General features: G+C 62.7%; 20 protein-coding genes. 18 read left to right on the top strand and 2 right to left on the bottom strand.

The window, feature by feature from the left end; genetic code table 11:
• Nucleotides 1–222: 222 nt before the first annotated feature.
• The 11 genes from E1809_RS09030 (at nt 223) to E1809_RS08975 (ending at nt 12,899) form a co-directional block, all read left to right on the top strand.
• Nucleotides 223–726 carry a hypothetical protein gene (locus tag E1809_RS09030; RefSeq protein WP_133203905.1) on the top strand — a complete coding sequence of 168 codons (504 nt, stop codon included), beginning with the start codon at nt 223–225 and terminating at the stop codon, nt 724–726.
• Nucleotides 723–1,163, top strand: a complete 441-nt coding sequence (locus E1809_RS09025; RefSeq protein WP_133203904.1) for an HK97 gp10 family phage protein — start codon at nt 723–725, stop codon at nt 1,161–1,163. The genes E1809_RS09030 and E1809_RS09025 overlap by 4 nt, the downstream gene beginning before the upstream one ends.
• Entirely contained in the window at nt 1,163–1,393 is a 231-nt protein-coding gene (locus tag E1809_RS09020; RefSeq protein WP_133203903.1) for a hypothetical protein, read from the top strand. Before E1809_RS09025 ends, E1809_RS09020 begins: the two co-directional genes overlap by 1 nt.
• The gene (locus E1809_RS09015) at nt 1,374–2,597 is read left to right on the top strand and encodes a phage tail tube protein (RefSeq protein WP_133203902.1); all 1,224 of its coding nucleotides are present in this window, start codon (nt 1,374–1,376) and stop codon (nt 2,595–2,597) included. The genes E1809_RS09020 and E1809_RS09015 overlap by 20 nt, the downstream gene beginning before the upstream one ends.
• Nucleotides 2,598–2,612: 15 nt before the next feature.
• Complete coding sequence (locus tag E1809_RS09010) at nt 2,613–3,113, top strand: hypothetical protein (RefSeq protein ID WP_133203901.1); 501 nt, start codon at nt 2,613–2,615, stop codon at nt 3,111–3,113.
• Between the two features lie 162 nt (nt 3,114–3,275).
• Complete coding sequence (locus tag E1809_RS09000) at nt 3,276–7,313, top strand: phage tail tape measure protein (protein WP_133203899.1); 4,038 nt, start codon at nt 3,276–3,278, stop codon at nt 7,311–7,313.
• Between the two features lie 4 nt (nt 7,314–7,317).
• On the top strand, nt 7,318–10,389 hold the full coding sequence (locus E1809_RS08995) for a phage tail protein (protein ID WP_133203898.1): 3,072 nt from the start codon (nt 7,318–7,320) through the stop codon (nt 10,387–10,389).
• A complete protein-coding gene (locus E1809_RS08990; protein ID WP_133203897.1) occupies nt 10,390–10,719 on the top strand; it encodes a hypothetical protein in 330 nt (109 codons plus the stop codon).
• Nucleotides 10,719–11,102 carry a hypothetical protein gene (locus E1809_RS08985; protein WP_133203896.1) on the top strand — a complete coding sequence of 128 codons (384 nt, stop codon included), beginning with the start codon at nt 10,719–10,721 and terminating at the stop codon, nt 11,100–11,102. The genes E1809_RS08990 and E1809_RS08985 overlap by 1 nt, the downstream gene beginning before the upstream one ends.
• A complete protein-coding gene (locus E1809_RS08980; RefSeq protein ID WP_133203895.1) occupies nt 11,095–12,495 on the top strand; it encodes a hyaluronate lyase N-terminal domain-containing protein in 1,401 nt (466 codons plus the stop codon). Before E1809_RS08985 ends, E1809_RS08980 begins: the two co-directional genes overlap by 8 nt.
• Nucleotides 12,495–12,899 carry a hypothetical protein gene (locus tag E1809_RS08975; protein ID WP_133203894.1) on the top strand — a complete coding sequence of 135 codons (405 nt, stop codon included), beginning with the start codon at nt 12,495–12,497 and terminating at the stop codon, nt 12,897–12,899. Before E1809_RS08980 ends, E1809_RS08975 begins: the two co-directional genes overlap by 1 nt.
• Here E1809_RS08975 and E1809_RS08970 read toward each other — a convergent pair.
• Both E1809_RS08970 and E1809_RS08965 read right to left on the bottom strand, forming a co-directional pair.
• Nucleotides 12,790–14,190, bottom strand: a complete 1,401-nt coding sequence (locus tag E1809_RS08970; protein ID WP_133203893.1) for an O-antigen polymerase — start codon at nt 14,188–14,190, stop codon at nt 12,790–12,792. The genes E1809_RS08975 and E1809_RS08970 overlap by 110 nt on opposite strands.
• Nucleotides 14,150–14,872, bottom strand: a complete 723-nt coding sequence (locus tag E1809_RS08965) for an SGNH/GDSL hydrolase family protein (protein WP_133203892.1) — start codon at nt 14,870–14,872, stop codon at nt 14,150–14,152. The genes E1809_RS08970 and E1809_RS08965 overlap by 41 nt, the downstream gene beginning before the upstream one ends.
• A gap of 55 nt (nt 14,873–14,927) precedes the next feature.
• Between E1809_RS08965 and E1809_RS08960 the strand changes: the two genes are divergently transcribed.
• The 7 genes from E1809_RS08960 (at nt 14,928) to E1809_RS08930 (ending at nt 20,478) form a co-directional block, all read left to right on the top strand.
• Entirely contained in the window at nt 14,928–15,542 is a 615-nt protein-coding gene (locus tag E1809_RS08960; RefSeq protein WP_133203891.1) for a hypothetical protein, read from the top strand.
• Between the two features lie 11 nt (nt 15,543–15,553).
• Complete coding sequence (locus E1809_RS08955; RefSeq protein ID WP_133203890.1) at nt 15,554–16,957, top strand: LamG domain-containing protein; 1,404 nt, start codon at nt 15,554–15,556, stop codon at nt 16,955–16,957.
• A gap of 7 nt (nt 16,958–16,964) precedes the next feature.
• Nucleotides 16,965–17,447 carry a hypothetical protein gene (locus tag E1809_RS08950; RefSeq protein WP_133203889.1) on the top strand — a complete coding sequence of 161 codons (483 nt, stop codon included), beginning with the start codon at nt 16,965–16,967 and terminating at the stop codon, nt 17,445–17,447.
• A gap of 7 nt (nt 17,448–17,454) precedes the next feature.
• Nucleotides 17,455–17,964 carry a hypothetical protein gene (locus E1809_RS08945; protein ID WP_133203888.1) on the top strand — a complete coding sequence of 170 codons (510 nt, stop codon included), beginning with the start codon at nt 17,455–17,457 and terminating at the stop codon, nt 17,962–17,964.
• A gap of 26 nt (nt 17,965–17,990) precedes the next feature.
• The gene (locus E1809_RS08940) at nt 17,991–18,404 is read left to right on the top strand and encodes a hypothetical protein (protein WP_133203887.1); all 414 of its coding nucleotides are present in this window, start codon (nt 17,991–17,993) and stop codon (nt 18,402–18,404) included.
• Nucleotides 18,401–18,712, top strand: a complete 312-nt coding sequence (locus E1809_RS08935; RefSeq protein ID WP_133203886.1) for a hypothetical protein — start codon at nt 18,401–18,403, stop codon at nt 18,710–18,712. The genes E1809_RS08940 and E1809_RS08935 overlap by 4 nt, the downstream gene beginning before the upstream one ends.
• Before the next feature lie 242 nt (nt 18,713–18,954).
• A complete protein-coding gene (locus E1809_RS08930) occupies nt 18,955–20,478 on the top strand; it encodes a C1 family peptidase (RefSeq protein WP_133203885.1) in 1,524 nt (507 codons plus the stop codon).
• Nucleotide 20,479 lies beyond the last annotated feature (1 nt).

Genomic DNA, 20,479 nt, shown 5'->3' with positions numbered 1-20,479 from the left:
CTCCCATCACGGGAAAAGGAAGTTCCACCACCGCCGGACGCTCCACCACCGGCATTACCACCTGAAGCACAAGCGGCGGGCGGTTCACGCGACACACAGACGGGCGACGAAGTTACGCCGCCATTACCACCTGAGGCACAAGCGCCATCTGACGCACCGACGCCAAGTCACCAACCGCCACACCGCGCACCGCGCGGCCCGCCGTAAACGCTAGGAGGCCCAATGACGCTGAACGCGACGCAACTATACGTCAAGGGCCTCCTCGACGGGCTGACGTTACCGATCGCTGAGCTCGGGACGCTGGAGGCTCACGTTTCCTACCCGAACCCCCTGGATCAGGTCACCCCGCTGTGCTTCATCTGGGGCGCAATGGGCGATGAGAAACGGCACACCATGCCGCGCGCACAGCCAGGGAACCTCTCTACGGGCGGGTTCAAGGACACCGCGTACGACATCGACCTGTGGATATTCCATGCCGAGCTTGCGGACGACCCGAACGCGGACTCCCTGTTCCCGGTCGTGATCGACGCCGTCCGGAAGGTGCTGCGTAACACCCAACTAATGGCGCAACTAACCGATTCGGTCACCGGCGAGAAGTCAACGATCAAGAAGATCGGCGAAAACATCAAGATCGACTACATGCCCGCACGGGCACTGGAGGATCAGCGCATGCTCCAGTACGAGTGCCGGATGATCGTGAGCGTTGTGGAGGCGATCCAGGCATGAGCGAAACATTCTCCTTCAACGCCAGCATTCCTGACTTGCCTTTGGCGCATTTCAACTGGGCGACACGGGCGGCGGGCTGGGCGGACCATATCGGACCGATCATGCGCGCCGAACTGATGAAGCAGGCCCCGAAGCAATCCGAGCGGCTGGCAAAGTCCATCCGGTACCAGCGGTCCCTTCTCGCGGACGGTTTGAAGGTCAAGTGGACCGCGAACACCCCCTACGCCAAATACGTGGTGGAGGGAACGAAACCGCACGACATCGTGCCCAAGGCCGCACGGGCGCTCCACATCATGGACGCCCACGGTGAGGCGGGCTTCGCGGCGTTCGCCCACCACCCCGGGTCCAAGCCAAACGATTTCCCCAAACGCGCCGCCGACGCCCTCGGCAGCCGGATCGCACTGACGTTCCGGGCAGCCGTCACGGAAGGCCTCTGATGAAGATCACCTTTACCGGCCAGCAACCCGTCTACGTCCACAACATCGGCATCTTCGAACCCGGGGATACCAAGGACATCGACGGGCCGATAGGGCCGCACCTGCTCAGGCGAACAGATTTCATCCCAACCCCCAAGCCGGTCCCGGTGAGGGCAATCACCAAAGCCAAGGCGCCCGCCAAGGCGAAGAACACCAACACCCAGGAGGTCTGTGACCAGCCAAGTAATTGAACGGTGGGGGTCGCTCTCTGCCACCGGTATCGGCGTCGAACAAGTTTTCGGAACGCCGGTCCTGCCGACAAGCAACGTGCCCATGACGGGTAACTCCCTTCAGATGGATCCGGGGCTGTTCTTCCCGAAGGTCCAGATGGGCCAGCGGGATTTGAACATCTTCCCGCTGTACGGGCAGCAGAAACTGTCCGGTTCCGTGTCCGCTCCTCTGTTCCCGTCCAACGGTGCTGAGCTTGTGGTGTCTGCCATCGGCATGGACGCGGCACCCGGTCAGGGTGTTGTGGGTTCCACCCCGACGAACTCCACGACCATGACGTCCAGTTCCACGGCTGGTGCGACGACGATCCTGGTCGCCGCGGTCACCGGGTATGTGGCGGGCACGACGATTGTGCAGATCGACACGAACACCGGCACCACGAAGACCTCTGAGTGCCGGAAGGTCACCACGATCACGGGCACCACGTCGCCGTACACGCTGACCCTGGACGCGGCCCTGACGTATGCGCACGCGTCAGCTTCGGCTGTCGCCGCGGTCGTGGCACCGTTCACGCACACGATCTCCCAGCAGAACACCCTGCCGTCCCTGACGGTGGAGAAGAACCTCGGCGGGTACGACTCGCTGCAGTTCGCCGGCTGCCGGATCAACAAGCTGGCCTTGGCGTGCCAGTCCACGAACCAGGAAGCCACGGTCACGGCGGACCTCATTGCACAGTCCGCCGCGGTCCTCGATTCCCCTTCCCCGATTGCGGTTGTCAACGAGAACCCGTTCGTGTTCGCGGAGGCGTCCCTGTCCCTGTTTGGTCAGACCGTCGCGCAGGCGGAGAACTTCTCGATGGACATTGAGAACGGCATCAAGGACACGTACACGTACGGGCAGGCCGGGCCGAAGTTCCTCACCCCTGTCACCCGGCACATTTCCGGTAAGGCGGATGTGGTGTTTACGTCCCTTGATGATGCCACGTGGGGTTACTACACCCAGATGGCGAACAAGGTCGAAGGCGCGGTCGCGTGGACCCTGGCTCACCCGAACAACGGCGGCACGTGGACGTTCAACCTCCCCGCGATCCGTCTGAAGACCTACACCGACGCGGTTCCGATGGATGACGTGATCAAGTCCTCGCTGGCTTTCGAGGCCCGCCTGAACCTTGCCACGTCCACCACGATCTCCGCGACTCTCGTCAACTCCGCATACCTCGGCTACTAGATAGGACCAACGCACATGGGCTTTATTTCCAAGTACACGAAGACGGAACGCATCGACCTTGAGGACGGTTTCTGGGTGGAGATCCGCCCGCACCTGACCGCCGCTCAGAAGGCCGCGGCTGAGGACAAGCTGGTCAGCATGGACGGCAACACGTCCGGAATGCAGATCGGCACCGGGGCTTACAACATCGTGTTGACGACTCAGGCGATCTGCTCGTGGAACCTCACGGACGAGCATGACAACCCGATGCCCGTCACCCCGGAGGACAAGCGTCTGGAGTCCGTGAAGAGGCTCCCGTCGTGGGTGACGGCGAAGGTTGTCGCCGCGATCCGCGATGCGGAGACGAAGAGCGCTGAGGGGCGGGCCGCGTTTCCGGGCGGAAGTGGAGAAAGCCCTGCGGTCGCCGGACAGCAACCAGAGGCCCCCGTGGCAGTTGGCGCAGTTCCGGAAGGCGGAGGCGTTCTGGACGAAGTTCGGGGCGAGGCTCCTGCCGGAGGACCTCAACCACTGGCCTGACGGGCTGGTTGAGGATTTCATCGTCATCCTCAACACCGATGCCGAGGTCCAGAACGAAAAGCATGACGGCAAGGCGGCGGCCAGCACTCCTGAGCGGGCCGCCGCCACGCAAACAGCATTCGACAACCTCCCGCGTAGGAAACGCGGCGAAACAGGAGGTATGTGACCAATGAGCTGATCCTCCTCGAAGTCGAGGCCCGGGACCGCGCGTCAGCGGTTTTCAAGTCCATTGAGGGGAGCCTTGGGAAGTTCACGGGCGGACTCGACAACATGCGGACCGCTCTCGGTAGGTCCGGGACGGACATGGAGGCAGCTCAGGCGAAGGCCGCCGCCCTCGGGCGCGCACACGAGGCCGCCGCGGCGCAGGTGAAGGCCGCACAGGCTGACATGGTCGCCGCCGGCGGGAAGGTCAAGGAAGCCCAGTCGGCGATGGCGGACGCGGCGAAGCTGTCCGGGGACGAGCAGAAGAAAGCCTCGGAACTCGCCGCGACCGCGATGCAGAAGGCATCCAACGACGAGCAGGCCGCCCTTCTGACCCTACAGGGTGCGCTTGAAACCTCGACCAAGAAGCACAAGGAATTCCAAGACGCCCAGTCCGAGATGTCGGCAAGGTCCGAGGCTGTCACGAAGACCATGGCCGGGGTTGGTGTCGCGACCGGCGCTGTCGCTGTTGGGGTTGGTCTCCTCGCTGTGGATTCAGCGAAAGCGGCCGGTGATTTTCAGGCGAACATGACGAAGGTCGCCACCTCAGCCGGTGAGCCTGTGGAGAACCTGCAGAAGGACTCCGACGCGATCATGGCGCTGGCCCGGGACACCGGGGCCACCCTGGAGAGCCTCACGGAGGGCTTCTACAAGGTGTCTTCGGCTGGTTTCCACGGCGCGGACGGAATGAACGTCCTGAAGGCCTCTCAGGAGGGCGCGAAGGCTGAAGGCGCGGACTTGGAGACCGTCTCGGATGCTGTGTCTTCGTCCCTGATCGACTACCACCTCAAAGCTTCTGACGCGGCTGACGTGACCTCGAAGCTTGTCGCCGCGACCGCGGCGGGCAAGATGCGGTTCCAGGACCTGGCATCGGCAATGCCTGCCATCCTGCCTACGGCGTCGGCGGCGCACGTGGCCTTGTCGGACATCTTGGGTGACATGGCCTCCATGACGGTCCACGGTGAGTCGGCGCAGCAGGCGTCACAGAACCTTGCGGACGCGATCCGGCACATGGAGAACCCGACAGCCCAGCAAGCCAAGCAGCTTGCCCTGTTGGGCATGACCACGACGCAGTTGGCGGACGACATCAAGTCCAAGGGCTTGTCGGGGACTTTGCAGGAGATCTCCACCAAGATCACGAACATGATGCCGCCGGGGTCGGACAAGGTTCTCCTGCAGATGCGCACGGCCATGGATTCGTTGACGGGGCCGGCGAAGGATCTTGCGCAGCACCTGTTTGACGGTTCGATGACCATGAAGCAGTACCAGAAAGCTGCGCTGGACCTTGACCCCGTGTCAGCCAAGCAGGCGTCGTCATTCGCTACCCTGCTCGGCGCGACGCACCGTATCGGTGACGCGCAGGTGTCCGGTTCGGAGGTGCTGCAGAACTACACGCAGGCACTCGCCAAAGCAACTGGTGACGCGACAGGCCTGAACGTGGCCCTGATGCTGACCGGCGAGAACGCCGGCACCACCAATGCCGCGATCAAGTCCGTTGCCGGGGCCACGGCTGACGCGCAGGGCAACGTGAAGGGCTGGACGGAGATCCAGGCGAACTTCAACACGAAGCTCGACAAAGCCAAGGAATCCTTTGAGACCGTGAAGGTTGCCATCGGAACGGCTCTCCTGCCGATCCTCGGGACCCTGATGGACAAGGTTTCCTCGTTCATGGGTCCGATCGTTGACTGGATCTCGCACAACCCGCAGCTTGCCGCAACGATCCTGATCGTCACGGGCGCCGTCATGGGGCTTATCGCCGTGGTCGCGGCCCTGACTATCGCGTTCACGTTCCTTGCCGCTAACCCGATTGTGCTGGTGATCACCGGGATCATCATCGCAATCGCGGCCCTTGCCTTCGGGGTCGTCCAGCTCGTCACGCACTGGAACGACGTCGTCAAGTGGATCACCCAGATCTGGGGCGGGTTCATGAACTGGCTCAAGCAGATCATCGACGGCTTTGTGACCTGGTGGAACGGTGTCTGGGCCCCGGTGGGGGCGTTCTTCAAGACCATCTGGGATGACGTCGTGAACTGGACGAAGGGCGCCATCGGCGGCTTCGTTCAGTGGTGGATGTCCGTGTGGACGCCTATCGAGACCGGGTTCAAGGCTGTGTGGGACGGGATCGTTACCGTGGCGAAGTTCGTCGTGACGCTTCTGGCTGCGGTCCTGATCGGCCCGATTGTCGGGATCGTCCACCTCCTCGGGGACGCATGGAACTGGCTGTGGAAAAACGCGATCAAACCCGCATGGGACGGGATCGTTGACGTGATGAAAGTCGCCTGGAACTGGATTCTGGGGAACGTCATCAACCCGATCGTGAACTACGTGAAGTTCGTGGCCTCGATCTACGTGTGGCTGTGGCAGAACGTCCTTGTCCCGGTGTGGAACGGCATCGTGGACGTGTTCCGCACGGCGTGGAACTGGATCCTCACGAACGTGGTTCAGCCGATCATCGACTGGTACCACAAGCTCGCGGACACCTTCACATGGTTCTGGCAGAACGTTGTCGTCCCGGTGTGGAAGGGCATCCAGGACGCGATTGCTTTTGCGTGGAACTGGATCGTCCAGAACGTCATGAATTTCATCCACACCGAGATCACCGGCCTCGGCATCATCTTCAACTGGTTGCATGACGACGTGATCAAGCCGGTGTGGCAGGCCATCCAGGACGCGATTGGTGCGGCGTGGAACTGGCTGACCCAGAACGTGTTCGACCCAATTGGCAAGGTTATTGACGGCGTTGGCAAGGGCTTTGACGCCATGGGTCAAGGCATCAAGAAGGCCTGGGACGGAATGAAGGAAGCGGCTAAGGTTCCGATCCAGTTCGTCGTGGACACCATTTACAACAACGGCATCCTGCCGGTCTGGAACAACGTTGCCAAGACTGTTGGGATCGCGCCGATTGACCCGGTACACCTGAACTTCGCGACAGGCGGCACCGTCCCCGGCTACTCGCCGGGGAACGATACCGTTCACGCGATGCTATCCCCGGGTGAGGGCGTCCTTGTCCCGCAGGCCGTCCGGGCTCTTGGCGGTGCTTCCGGGATTGACGCGATCAACTCCATGTTCGGGCATGGCGGCGGACCCTCCCTGAAGGGCGGCCGTCAGCATTTCGCGGACGGCGGTGTTGTCGGGGACATCATCGGAAGTATTGGCAACGTGGTTGGCGGGGCCCTGAACGGCCTCAAGGACGCCGCCCTTGGCGGCCTGCGGGCACTGGCGGCACCAGTGGTGCAGGGCATTGAGCATCTCGCGGATGGTTCGCTTGGCTCGACAGGGTTCGGCGGCCTGATGGATTCGGGTGTGCACAAGATCGGGGACGGCTTCCTGTCCTTCCTTGGCGGGAAGGACTCCACGGCGGCGAAGTCCGCCGGCAACGCGAACATCGGTTCCCCGGGGGCCGTGTCCGGGGATCTTGCGCAGTGGGTGGCTCAGGCCATGTCCGACGCCGGGGTGACCGGCGGGGACTGGTTGAACGGTCTGGAAACGATCGCCATGCACGAGTCGGGCGGGAACCCGAACGCCGCGAACAACTGGGACTCCAACGCTGCGGCCGGAGACCCTTCCAGGGGTCTGATGCAGACCATCGGTTCCACGTTCGAGGCTTACCGGTCGGCGGCCCTGCCGGATGACATCTTCGATCCGGTGGCGAACATCGTCGCCGGTATCGGATACATCCGGTCCCGGTACGGCGGCATCGGGAACGTGCCCGGTCTGGTGTCCATGTCCAACGGCGGCCCCTACGTGGGGTACGACTCGGGCGGGTGGCTGCAACCGGGCATCACGCAGGTCTACAACGGCACGGGCAAACCTGAACGGGTGATCTCCCCTGACGGGGCGGGCCCGGGCGGGGACGCCCCGTCGATGGTCTTCAACATCGACATCCACGACATCAACGGCACCCTTGATGACCGGTTCGTGGCCAAGCTGGAGGACGCGCTCGGTAAGCGCATGGCGACGTGGACCCTTCCAAGCGCAGGACACATGATCCGGAGGTAACCGAATGTCCACTGTCGGTGACCTCACCAATAACTCGTACGCTGACTCGCAGAGCAACTACGCCAACCAGGTTGCTTGTGTTCTGACGATGCCCGCGAACGGGTGGATCACCTCGGCCAGCGTGATCATGGGTGGTTTGTACACGAACCCGTGGTCTGCGCTGGCGTTGTGGGCGAGCAATGGTGTGCTTCTCTGGTCCGGTCCCGGTTTCTCCGCCGGGACCGGCCGGGCACTTCAAACCCAGTCCGTTGCGAACCTCCGGGTTGGTGGCGGCGCGGCGTTCTATGCCGGGTTCTGGCGTGACCCGAACGCGGACGCGATCTGGGGCTTGGACGGTTCGGTTGCGACGAACTGGGGGGCGCAGTCCACCCCGGGCAGCGGCGGCCCGTCGAACTTCACCAACTCGATTGCCCCGTACGGTCCGGGGCAGTTGTCGGCGTCGGTCAACTATGTTGCGAACGCTGCCCCGAACGCTGGTTCTTGGCAGTCTCCTACCCCTTCGGGGGCGATCTCGGACACCAACCCGACGTTCTCCGGGACGACACCACAGAACCCGGCTGACGCCGCGTACGACTATGTGGGTCAGGTCTGGTGGCAGATCACCCGAACGGACTCTGGCGTCCTTGTCGCGGACCAAAAATGGTCGGTGAACGCGGCCATCCCTTCGTGGTCGAAGAAACCGTCCGACTTCGGTATCAGCCTCCTCGCCGGCGTCCAGTACTCGGTCACGTTCGCGTACTCCGATTCGTGGGGCGCGTGGTCCGGATGGTCCGCGGCGCAGACGTTCACGGCCAACGCCGGGCCGAACGCCCCGGCACCGACCGCCCCGACCGGGAAGCTCACAACCATTACGGGCGTGAACTTCACGGCCACCTACACGCACCCCTCCAGCCTGTCGGCGCAGAACGTCCAAGTCCAAGTTCTCGACCCTTCGGGCCGGACGGTCTTCCAGGATTCCGGCGTGGTGGCCAAGACGGTCGCCCCCGGGGCCAGCTACACGGTGGCGCAATGGTTCCCTTCGCTTGCGTGGGGTTCGGCGTACACGTGGTGGACCCGCGCGCAGGACACGTCCGGGGTGTGGGGTCCGTGGTCTTCACTGACCGCGTTCACCACTGACACCGCACCGAACGCCCCCATTCCTTCGGCGCCGGGGATGGCCGCGATCATCTCGTCCGGTTCTGTTGTGCTGAAGGCGGCGTTCTCCACCCCTGACGGGTCGAATGTCACTTCCCTGATCTGGGACTTGTTCGACGTGACGGCTGGCGCGGAGGTGCCCGGTTACCCGGCCACGGTCACTGGCTCGTTCACGTCGGGGGCTACCCAGACCCGTGACGTGACCTCGGCCCTTGTGGTGGGGCACGCGTACGAATGGCGCGCACAAGGCTCTGACGGGACCCTGACGGGCGCATGGTCGCCGTACTGGACGTTCACTTACACCACACCCCCGTCCGTGACGGTCACAGCACCGGCTGGCGGGGCCGTGGAGGCGTCCGCTACGGCTACGGTCACGATCAACTACGGCGGGTCCGCGGCCAAAGCCTACGACCGGACACTGATCACGGACACCACCGGGGGCGGGACCGCGATCATCTACGACTCCGGGAACATCGCCGGCGCCCGGACAACCTGGGGGCTGCCATTCTCGACCATCCAGAACGGGCACTCCTACTCGATCTCGGTCATCGTCACTGACGTGAACGGGCTCTACGCGGTGTCCGCCCCCGTGGCGTTCTCCGCGTCATGGACGATCACGGCCACCCCGGAGCTGCAGCTACTTGTTGCCGGGCAGGACCGGACGGCGAACTTCAACCAGGATCAGTGGTCCCTGTCTCAGGATTGGGGCAGGCAGGGCGATACGGCGTCGATTATCCTCACGGATGAGTTCAAGACGGCGCCGAACTTCGCTTTGCCGCCGATGTCCACGGTCGAGCTGCGGGACTTGAACCTCGGGGTTCTGCTGTTCGGTGGTGTCGCGACCCAACCGAAGTCCTCCCGGTCAGGGAACCTGATGACGTGGACACTGATGTGTTCCTCGCCTGCCGTTTATCTGCAGAACCGGATCGTCTCGTCGGACTATTCGGGGTGGACGGCGGACGCGATTGTCCGTGACATGCTGGCACAGGCCGACTGCGGGATCACGGCGAACCATGTGGAGGCCGGGCCGATCATCGACCATTTCAAGGGCCTGAACCACACGGTGACGCAGGCGTTGCAGAAGCTCTGCCATCTCGCTTCCACGACGTCAACGTATGGGTGGTGGGTGGACGGCGGTTCGGACCTGCACTTCGCGGCGACAACGCAGGCGGACGCCCAACCGTCAGGGGTTGTGTTGACGGACCGGGTAACCTCGGCGGCGACGACCATGACGGGGTTTTACGAGACGGACTCGCAGACGTACTACCAGTGGGATTCCTCTTCGTTGAAGACCCGTGTGCTGGTGCAGGGCGGTTCGATTACCCGGACGACCACTGAGCAGTTCGTGGGCGACGGAACCTCAAGGACGTTCCACCTGTCCTACCCGGTGCAGACGAACCCGCTCAACGCTGTTGTGCAGGTCAACGGGGTGGCTGCCCCTGTGAGTGACCAGACGGACGCCACAACCCCGTGGCTGCTCGTTCAGGGCGCCCCGGGCGTGTGGTCGCTGTCCACGCAGCCCGGCGGCGCACCACCGGCCTCCGGGGCGATTGTGGCGGTCACATACAACTACGTGACTCCGGTGGTGGCGCAGGCGCAGTCCAGTGCGGGTATCGCGGCGGCGACGGGCCCGAATCAGGGCTTGTTCGACACGCTCATCACCGACTCGACCCTGGACGGGCTTGAACCGGCGCAGGCGCGGGCGTTGCGGGAGTTGGAAGAGTACGCCCTGTCTCAGGAGCGGGTTGTTCTGGTGACCACGGAGGACTGGCCGGGCTGGCTCACGGTCGGGCAGTCCTTCCGGTTCCAGAACGGTTACTTCGCTGATTCGCAGAACAACTACACGCCGGGCATCGATGACACGTTCCTTGTGATCCAGATGCGCGCTTCGGGGGTTGCTGGCGGGTTCCGGACGTGCTCGATCACGGGAGTGAGGGTCTAAATGGCTGGCGGCAACCGTGCGTATACCTTGCAGGACGTCCTGGGGCAGTTGAATCAGGACTCCTCGCAGGGTCAGACGGACGACGGCGCCGGGCTTCAGATCAACCAACTAACCGGCGTGTTTGACACGGTGGTGGCCGCCGACACGGTGACCACCGTTACCGGCGGCGTTTCGTTCAACTGGGACGCCTCTGCCGTGTGGGGCTCTGTTGAGTGGGGCGGGGTATTCGACGGCGGCGGTGCCTCGCCGGGTGCGGGCTCAATCATCGACGGCGGCGTGGCATCTTCCACGTATGCGACTTCAGGGAACTTTGACGGAGGTGGGGCCTGATGCCGGTCATCCAGTTCTATGAGACGGTTCCGGCTGCTGACGGGTCTTCGGTCCCGGCTGTCGGCCGGTTCCAGTTCACCCCGTCAGGGTCGGTGATCAACGGGACGCAGGAGGTTCTTGCGAAGCCGTTCACCGCCGCCTTGGACGGCACGGGTCGGATGAGCGTCAACCTGGCCGCGACGACGTCGAACTGGGCGTGGCGGGTGGACATGGACATCCGCGGCGTCCCGCCGCAGACGGTCTACGTTTCGGTGCTGTCGTCGGACACCCAGTGGGCGAACCTGACCCGCGTTGACCCGCACTCTTTGACCGCCATTCCTGCTTTCCTGCCACCGCCGTGGGTGGCCAACATCAACATTGACGGGGGTACGGCCAGTGGCTAACAGAATCCAGATCCGCCGTGACACTGCCGCTAACTGGACGTCCGTGAATCCGGTCCTCGCTTCGGGGGAAGAGGGCTTGGAGACGGACACCGGAAACCGGAAGCTCGGTGACGGGGTCACCGCGTGGGCTTCCCTCGGGTACCAAGCGCCCAACGCAGCGACACTCAGTGCCACTTATGTCCCGTTGGCTTCGCGTGGCGCAGCGTCAGGTGTGGCCAGTCTGGATAGCGGTTCGAAGGTTCCCACGGCGCAGATCCCGGATCTCAGTTCGCTCTACATCCCGATTGCGACAGGCAACAACCCAGGACTTCACGTCAACACCCCCTCCCCGACTTACGGGACGTGGTTCACGTTCGGCAACGCGCCGGGGAGCATGGGCTTTGCCGGTAATGGTTCCCCTCCTGAGGCGTGGGCACCGTGGATTGTTTACCAGAAGTTCGGGGATTACACGGGTGGCACGAATGCGGCGGTCACCAAGACCACACAGGCTGCTGCGATCCTCGCCAGCTACTACGGACCATGCGCCGATGACGCAGCGGAGGCATTCTCGTCCTTCGTCGGACTCAAGAACACGGGTACGGCTTTCGCGCACACGAAGCCCACCGTAGCCATTGAGGGCATCGCGCAGATCGAAGGCTCGAACACTGCCATGGGCGGCGATGCTGCACCGCTGCTAGGAATCGGCTCGCGCGTCATCATCCAAAGCACCGCGCACGTTGCCACATCGGCTAACTTCAAGGCCACAACGAACAGCACTGGCGGCCCGACGTTCGGAACGTCAGACAAACACATTGCGTTCTGGCAGCCGACCCCCGCTGCCGCGAACGGTGGTACCTTCACCAAGGCATACGGTGTGTACGTGTGCGACCCGATCAACAGTGAAGGCGGCTACACGCTCGGGGCATCCGGTTACACCGGTCAGGCGTGGATTCTGGCGAACGGCGGAGCGGACACTGGAACGTCGTTCGCTTTCTTCCAAGCGCCATCAACGGCCAACCTGACCACCATGACGCTGCGGGCCGCGACCGGTCAATCCAAGTCCATCCTGCAAGCCGTGGACTCTGGTGGTACTACCCGCTTCCAAGTCAGCTTCGCAGGATCGGTAAACCAGACCAGCCAGAGCTACAACTGGCAGAACTCATCGTCAGTCTCGCAGGTTGTCATCGCTGGCAACAGCAGTAACGGCACGATCACCCTCGCGGGCGGCGTGAACTTCATCCTGGACACGACCACCGGAAGCAAGATCGGAACCGTAGGTGGGGCTAGCGGCCAGAAGATCGGATTCTTCGGAGCAGCCCCAGTCATTCAACAGCTACTCGCCACGGGAGCAAGCCACACCGTGGACGACATCATTACCACCTTGCAAACCCTCGGACTAGTTAGGCAGACATAGTGAGCACGTACTTCCCAGACGACGGAAATTGTCTACAGATCCAGTCCGAGACGGAAACCCTGTTTAGCCTCGACATCACCCCAGATAACGAAGCTCACGTTCAATACGACCCAAAAGACTGGCACAAAATCGCGAAAATCGTGGGCTTGGCCTATTCACACTTCCCTGACGACCTGAAAGAAAAGGAACAGCCGACCGTGCTTTCGATTAATACCCTCCACGTGTTCGCTGACATGCTGAACAACACGCAGATCCCTGTTGGTCACCCTGACTTCGAGCAGAGCGCACTTGGCCTCATTGCCGCGAAGAAGGAACTGGCAGCGGCAATTCAAGCGGCTTCCGAGAGCGAGCCGTCAACGCCCCAAGAAGGCACAGCCCAAGGAACGCCAGCACCATCGGCTTGAGGCTGACGTAGTTGTAGATCGAGTGCATCATCCACGTGCCCCAGTAGCCATACGCTGCTGCGGTGTACAGGTTGGGGCGGCGGAGGTAGCCGTTGCGGAAGCGCCGAGTGATGAAGCCAAGGGCAAGCATCCCGGCGATGACCAGCGGCACCCCGCCGTCGATGTACAAGCCGCCAAGCACGGTGGGTGGGCTGCCGCCAACTTGGGCGTAGCTGCGGCCCGTAATGACTTGAGTGGTGAACGAGTCTGACGGTGGCAAACCCGAGCGCAGCAGTACCGCGGCATCGGCAAGGAAGAACTGCCCGTTCTGGAACGGCACATCGTCCGGGATCAGGTCGCGGCTCGCCTGGAACACTCGAGGTCCGATCTGCAAACTCAGGATGCCGGAGGCCAAAGGATAGTCACCAAGCCCGTTCTGATCCAGTGCCGCATTCAAAGCTTCAGCGGTTCCGGACTGCTGCTGACGGTAGTAGTTGAAACCGGTAAGGGCCGCGAAGCCGAGAACCGCGACGAGCAGTACCGTGACAGCTTTGACCGCTCGCGTTTCCAGCCACGCCACAACAATGGCGACGATCGGCAGGATAAGGAACGTCCGGGAACCGCTGGCAAGCAGGAACCCCAACAGGACCAGGATCAGCAGCGTGTCAAATGCCGAGATCTTCCGATCGGCCCGCTTCCGTGACCATCGGTCCAGCACCAGCACCACAAGGGCGAATTGCTCGACACCAACGATGATGCCGGTTATCGGGCCAAGGACCGAGGCGTTCTCCTGAAACCGTGCCGCATTGATGTTGGATGCCAGCAGCGGGATCCCGCCGGTCACAAAGTTCACGCTGGCGAGGCCAAGCCCTGCGAACGCAGAAAGCCGCCCAAGGTTGAACTCGGCAGGGGCGATGACGCGGGGCCCGAAGCGTGGGGCCTTCTTCGACGTGACCGCGGCGCCAGCCATGAAACAGCCAAGCCCGAGGCCGTAGAGCCACCATTGGGTCGCGTCCGGATCCAAGCCGAGAGCGCCGCGCTGACCCAGCTTGAGCGAGCCGAGGATATAGGCGACACCGAACACCATTGGGTAGAGCAGGAGCGCGCCGCCCCAACGGGAGCCCTCGGCCTGCCAGCGGTCCCATTGGATTAGGAACGCAGGGAACAGGATAAGCAGTACGCCAAGCGGCGCGACCCATGGCTCGGTCCCCGAGATACCGCAGAAGCACGCGAACGCGGCGGCTCCGCAAAAGAGAAGCGCCTGGGCGACACTACCGGATTTGGGCGGCGACGAGATCCGCGAATTTAGCATGGCTGGCCTCCGTGAGGTGAAGTCGGTCAGGAAGGTAATCGAAGCTCCACGACAGAGCGGAGATGTACTGGCGATTATTGGTAGCTGCCGCAGCCGAGAGCGCAGCATCAATGTCAGTCAGACCCGAACGCGCCGGGGCATTGACCGGGCCAAGGACAATAACGTTCTTGACGGCGCTGAACTTCCTCAGCAGCCCGTCGGCGGCTGACTGAACTTCCTCGCGTGACTTCCCGGCGTCGTTGAGGCCGCCTTCGATGATGAGGGTATCCGGGGCAAGCTGCCTAATGTTCGCGATCCGCGTGCCGTACTGCTGGTCACCGCAGAACCCGCCGTTCGTGTACCCGGTGTACCCGACACCGTCCACGTACTCACTCCAACCTTTGGCCTGCGCGAGGTCGTACACCCAGCCCTTGGTGCGGTCAGTCAACAGATCACCGGCGGCGTAGGAGTCGCCAAGGATGGCCACCTTCTCCGCGCCGGTCCCGATCTTAACAAAGTCGCCGCGGGACTCGACCCAGTTCGTGACCGACTCGCAACCCTTGTCGTTGTCGAGTTGCTTCTTGACCAGGATCCCACCCCCGGTCAGCGCCCCAGCAGCGAGGACGGCTCCGGCGATGATCAGCGCGGCAGATTTGTGGCGGCGGATGGTTCCGCGCAGATGGCGCCCGTGAAAGATCGGCAAAAGTTACCCCCCCAATGAGTTGTTGCCCTGATTGTACCGAAAGGCTCAGTGAACCATGACTGTAGATCCCATCGTTACCTACATGTCCGCAGATGCTCTCCGCGAGATGGAAGAGTCAGAGACGCCCATTCCAGAGAGCCACACAGCCCATGCCCGCGATCTACGAGCGCGGTTTCTCGCACCCCTCGGTGTCGTCGGCGTCATCACCCTGCAGCTGTACGAGGAAGACGAACTGGTTGAGACCCGGGAGTGCAAGAACCTGATCACGACAGCAGGCCTCACCGCCTTGGCGTCGGCCCTGAACTGGTCGTCCATCTCGGATCAGGCCGCGAACCTTGGGATCAACACCCCCTACTCGCTCGCCCCCGCGTACGGGGCTGTCGGCACAGGCACCACACCCGTCACCGCCCTTGACACAGCACTGACCAACGAGATCCAACGCGGCACCGTCTCGCAAGCATCCGCCGCGAACGGACAATCCGTGCTGTCGTTTTTCTTCGGCAACACCCAAGCCGTAGGAACCATCAGCGAAGCGGGCCTTTTCGCCGCCGCATCCATCACCCCCGGGTCCGGCATCCTCATCGATCACGTCCTCATCAGTCCGGCCCTGACCAAAACAAACATCCAGACCATGACAATGCAGGTCAGCTTCACACTGACCAGCGGATAAGGGGCGACACAATGGCTGTCGGCTACGCACAAGTCATCCTCAGGGACGCCCCCGCCTCCTACTGGCGGCTCGGGGACCTCTTATCGAACTCCTCCGCCACTGACACCGCAGGAACCGTCACCGGCACCTACTCCGGGTCGATCAGCCGTGGCATGCCCGGCGCCGTCATGGGTGACCAGGACTCGTGCACGTTCTTCCTGAACGGCTACGTGGACATGGGCAACCAGTACATCATGGGCGGCACGGCGGCGTGGACCGTTGAGGCGTGGGTGCAGATCCAGAAGTTCAACGGTGTCGGCACCATCGCCGGGAACTACTACAACGGCGGCGGCGGCTTCCAAGGGTGGGGCCTGTCCGTCTCAGGGTCCGGGTCCATCGAAGCGTTCCGGGCGCTCAATGGAACGTTCAACACCGCATCCACGGCCAACTGGGCGATGCCCCTCGGGCAGTGGACATACTGCGCCGCAACATATGACGGGACCAACATCACCCTCTACGTCAACGGCGCCCAGGTCGCACAAGTGGCCTCCTCGCTGTCCGTCAGTTCCGCAGGCTCGGTTTTCCGGATCGCCAATGACGGGATCGGCCTGCCCATTCAGGCCATGGTCGATGAAGTCGCCGTCTACACCCACGCCCTTACCGCCACGCAGATCCTGAACCACTACAACGCCGCAAGCTTCCTCACAAACGCCCCAACCTACCTCGCCGCCAAAAGCGACGGAACACAGGTGGCACAGGCCGGGCAGATCAACCAGTCACTCGGCATGCACGCCCTCACCATGCACAACACGGGCACGCTGCAGGTCGGGGCGACAGGAAGCGCTACCCCCGGAACAACATGGTCACTCGCCACACAGTGGCTTGACCAACCATTCACGCTCCCCGCGGGGATCGACACGATCAACCGGGTGGAAGTCGCCCTACAGGCCCTCGGGACCGGGGCCGACGTAACCGCCTCCATTCAGGCCGACGTATCCGGTTCCCCGTCAGGAACCCCGCTGGCGTCGATAACCATACCGGCGCAATTCGTCCCCGTGAACCGGGCCCGCATGGTGTCCCTACCATTGCAGGTCTCCGGGCTGACCGGCTCCGCCGTCTACCACCTCGTACTCCAAACGGCAGGATCCTCCGGGAACACCCTCGCCGCCCCGCAAGGCGGCACCGGACTGGGGACCCTCCAAACATCCCCCACCGGGGCCACATGGACGGCACAAACCAGCGTGCAGCTCATCGTCGGCGTATACACGGGCGACAACCCCCCGCTCCGGAACCTCAGGGAATCCTCCACGGCATGGGTCGAACTCGAGAACTCCGCCGCCGGGCGCCTGGTCGGCGCGTACGAGATGATCCAAGGCGCCCGCACCGCGCACCGCTTCCAATATTCCGGTTATGGCCGGATGAACCAGATCCTTTAGGGGGCGTGTGGGTTCACTTCTCGACGCAGCACTTTTCGCCTACGGACAGAACCCGATCATGGGCGCCCGGATGATCCAGTCCAGCGTCCAAGCGGTCGGCGCCAACGTCTATTCGACCCTCGGTTTCCAGAACGTGGAGTTCGACACTTCCGGCTCCGCGATTGCCAGCACCTCGGGCACGCTGACAGCGAACCTCACCGGTTTGTGGTCGGTGTCGGGGACGGTCTCCTACGCCACGACCAGTTCCCATGCCGGTTATTGGTTCTCGGGGTGGATTACCCGCAACTCCACCGCCGGCGGGGATGTCCTCGCCGTGGGCACGACGCTGGCGTACAACGGCGCGTACGCGACGTCGGTGAACGTGGCCGCCGTCGTCCGGCTCGCCGCCGGGGACGTGCTCCGGTTGCAGGCCCTCCACAACTACACCCCAGCCAACGTGAACACCCAGGCACTCACCTGTTTCCAAATGGCCTACCTCGGCCCAGCCTAAGGAGAATGTGACCGACAAACCGCACCTGACCGCCGCCCACGAAGTTGACCGAGTCCTGCACGAGCAAGTCTTCTACCCCGAGCATGACAAGCGCACAGAGTCCCCCGCGTACGCCAAAGTTCACCACCGGCTCGTCGTCACCGAGGACCGGCCCTGTCTTATCTGCGGGGTTCGGAACTCGACACTGAACGACCCTGCGCAGAATCCCCACGGGGCGAAACAGATCGAGACGCACCACCACATCATTGAGTGGGCCCTCCAGAACGCCATCGACTTGGACAAGTTCAACGAGCACGTCTGGCCGAACCTGCAGGCGCGCCACCCCGGAGTGTTTGAGAAGCCGTTCACGCAGCAGGAGATGCTGGACTTCATTGACCACTCCGAATTTAACCTTTGGTGCCTCTGCGATATTCACCACCGCCACCAGCTTGTCGGTATTCACTCGATCACCGCCCCGATCTGGGGCGCCCAGAACCTCATCAAGGATGAATTCACGTACATCCCCGGGGGTGCCTGATGACAACCCCGGAGGAACAAAGGGCAATGGAAAACTCGAACGCGGCCGCCAAGGCCATCTTCGATCTCTTCCAAGACTGGCTCAAGCGTGTTGAGACGAAGATCGACACGATGACGGGGCGCCTCGAAGGCAAAGCGGACCGGGCCGAGGTCGCCGATCTTGCGGCACGGATGGACACCAAAGTGGACCGTGCCGAACTGGAGCGGTTCACCTCGAAATACGACCGCGAAGCCGAACGGATCCACACGAAGATCGACACCGAAGTGGAGAAGCTGAACGTCAAAGTTGAACACGAATCGGACCGCCTGGACGACATCGACAAGAAAGTTGGTCTGGGCGACCAGCGGGACAACGAGCGCAAGGAATGGCGGCAGTGGATCATCCCGCTGCTCATGACCGCGATCCTCGCCGCCGCCACGGTCTGGCAGGCGGTGAAGTGATGCTCGCCAAGCTGAAGGCCCTCAACGACAAGGCCGCCCTTGCCCTCGCCGCCGCGTACGGTTCCGCGCTGTGTATCTGGATGTTCGCCGGGTTCAGCATCATCGGTGCGTTCGTACCCGACATGGTGCTGGCCAAGATGCTGTATTGGTCCAACGCCGCACAACTCGTGTTCTGCCCGCTTTCCGTGTATGTCAGCGCCCTTGTGCTGCGCCGCCAGCAGGCCATGAAAGCCAAGCACGACGAGACTCATGCGCTCGTCAAAGAAATGCATACCCACGTCAAAACCAACCACCCTGGAGGTGTGTGACCAGATTCCGGATCCTTCACGAAGACCCGTCCAACCCGTACCGTCTCGGACGTCATCAGGTCCCCGACGCTTTCCCGAAGAACAAGGACGCCCGCAGCCTGGGCGCTTTCTTCGCCAAGATCAAAACCGTCACCCACGCCGAGCACGTAGCCCCCTTCAATCAGGGCAACACGGGGTCGTGCCACGACCCTGAGACGGAAATTCTCACTCGGGCTGGATGGCTTCCGTTCCAAGACCTCACCATGGACAACGAGCTTGCCACCGTTGATCCGGAAACCAATGAGCTGACCTACGAAAAGCCGACGCGCGTCATTCGGTTGGACTACAAGGGCGATCTGTATCGGGTGCAAAACCGAAGCAACGATTTCGCCGTCACGGCCGATCACACGATGCTCGTGCGGAAGTGGGATGAGTCCGCTCGCACGCTAAGCGATGACTTCTCGTTTGTCCCGATGAAAGATGTCGGATGGTACGCAGGGCTCATGGCAACCGTGCAGTTCAACGGAGCCGCCGCTCAAAGTGACACATACACACTTCCTGGCATCCCGGGATACAAGCGAGCTTCGCAACGCGAGGACCTCAAAGTACCCATGCAGTCATGGCTGCACTTCTTGGGCATCTACCTTGCCGAAGGAACAATGCTTCGGGATGCGCATCCTAACAAGATCCAAATCGCTGCATCCAAGGAACGGGAGAAGGACTTCGTTCGACAGACGCTCGCCGATCTGGGAGTCAAGGCGCTGGAGTTGAAGGATCGCTTCACGTTCGCGAATGCTCGCATTTACCGACACATGGAAGATCTCGGACTTAAGGGCATCTATGCAGCCGAGAAGTTCGTTCCCGGCTTTGTGTTCGAGTTGCCCGGCTCTCAGATCACGCATCTCCTCGAAGGTCATCGTGCCGGGGATGGATCGTTCCAGAACGGGCAATGGACGCACTATACCGCGTCGCCCCAGCTGGCTGAGGATATGCAGCGTCTGATCTTTCTTGCTGGCGGTAAAACTGGCATGTCCACCCGTGCCGCTCGAGCAAGCCAGATGAAAGACGGTCGGGAGGTTCACGGCGTGCACCCCGAACGCAGTGTCAGGCATCTCAAGGGCGTTACAACCTGCATCGAACGCAAGAAGGATGTCACGGTTGAGCACTACGAGGGGCCCGTGTATTGCGCGGAGGTTCCAACTCATCACACGCTCGTGACGCGCCGCAACGGGAAGATCCTGATCTCCGGCAACTGCACGGCCAATGCCGCCCTCGGAACGCTGGCGTGTGACCCGTTCTTTGAGCCGGGCCTTGCCGCGGCGTTGAACGAAGCCAAGGCCATCGAGCTCTACACGGCGGAAACGAAACTGGACGACTCCCAGATGCCGGGCCACTACCCGCCGGACGACACAGGTTCGACGGGGCCATGGTCGATGCGTGCGCTCGAGCAGTGGGGTTGGATTGATGACTACGTTCACACCCGCTCCACGCACATCGCACTGGGCCTCTTGAACAAGGGCCCGATCTCCATAGGCGTCCCGTGGCTGTCCTCAATGTTCACGCCGGACAAGACAGGAACGATCCACGTTGACCCGTCCTCGGGACTCGCCGGCGGCCATCAGGTCGCCGTCGTCGGCAACGACGCCCAAGGTCAGCGGATCTACATCCGCAACAGTTGGGGCGAGGGCTGGGGCATCGACGGGCACGCGTGGCTGTCGTGGGCCGAGCTCGAGTACCTGCTCAGCGAGGGCGGCGGAGACGTCGTTCAGCCCATCAAGCACCGGTGAG

The sequence above is a fragment of the Arthrobacter terricola genome (assembly GCF_004354015.1).
Lineage (GTDB): Bacteria > Actinomycetota > Actinomycetes > Actinomycetales > Micrococcaceae > Arthrobacter > Arthrobacter terricola.
Note: the sequence above shows the minus strand (reverse complement) of the source record. Positions and strands in the feature narration are given on the sequence as shown.

What these genes read in the sequence shown, in the direction of transcription:
- E1809_RS09030 (WP_133203905.1), top strand. Translation starts at nt 223, where the DNA reads ATGACGCTGAACGCGACGCAACTATACGTCAAGGGCCTCCTCGACGGG.
- E1809_RS09025 (WP_133203904.1), top strand. Translation starts at nt 723, where the DNA reads ATGAGCGAAACATTCTCCTTCAACGCCAGCATTCCTGACTTGCCTTTG.
- E1809_RS09020 (WP_133203903.1), top strand. Translation starts at nt 1,163, where the DNA reads ATGAAGATCACCTTTACCGGCCAGCAACCCGTCTACGTCCACAACATC.
- E1809_RS09010 (WP_133203901.1), top strand. Translation starts at nt 2,613, where the DNA reads ATGGGCTTTATTTCCAAGTACACGAAGACGGAACGCATCGACCTTGAG.
- E1809_RS08995 (WP_133203898.1), top strand. Translation starts at nt 7,318, where the DNA reads ATGTCCACTGTCGGTGACCTCACCAATAACTCGTACGCTGACTCGCAG.
- E1809_RS08990 (WP_133203897.1), top strand. Translation starts at nt 10,390, where the DNA reads ATGGCTGGCGGCAACCGTGCGTATACCTTGCAGGACGTCCTGGGGCAG.
- E1809_RS08985 (WP_133203896.1), top strand. Translation starts at nt 10,719, where the DNA reads ATGCCGGTCATCCAGTTCTATGAGACGGTTCCGGCTGCTGACGGGTCT.
- E1809_RS08970 (WP_133203893.1), bottom strand. Translation starts at nt 14,190, where the DNA reads ATGCTAAATTCGCGGATCTCGTCGCCGCCCAAATCCGGTAGTGTCGCC.
- E1809_RS08960 (WP_133203891.1), top strand. Translation starts at nt 14,928, where the DNA reads ATGACTGTAGATCCCATCGTTACCTACATGTCCGCAGATGCTCTCCGC.
- E1809_RS08955 (WP_133203890.1), top strand. Translation starts at nt 15,554, where the DNA reads ATGGCTGTCGGCTACGCACAAGTCATCCTCAGGGACGCCCCCGCCTCC.
- E1809_RS08940 (WP_133203887.1), top strand. Translation starts at nt 17,991, where the DNA reads ATGGAAAACTCGAACGCGGCCGCCAAGGCCATCTTCGATCTCTTCCAA.
- E1809_RS08930 (WP_133203885.1), top strand. Translation starts at nt 18,955, where the DNA reads ATGGACAACGAGCTTGCCACCGTTGATCCGGAAACCAATGAGCTGACC.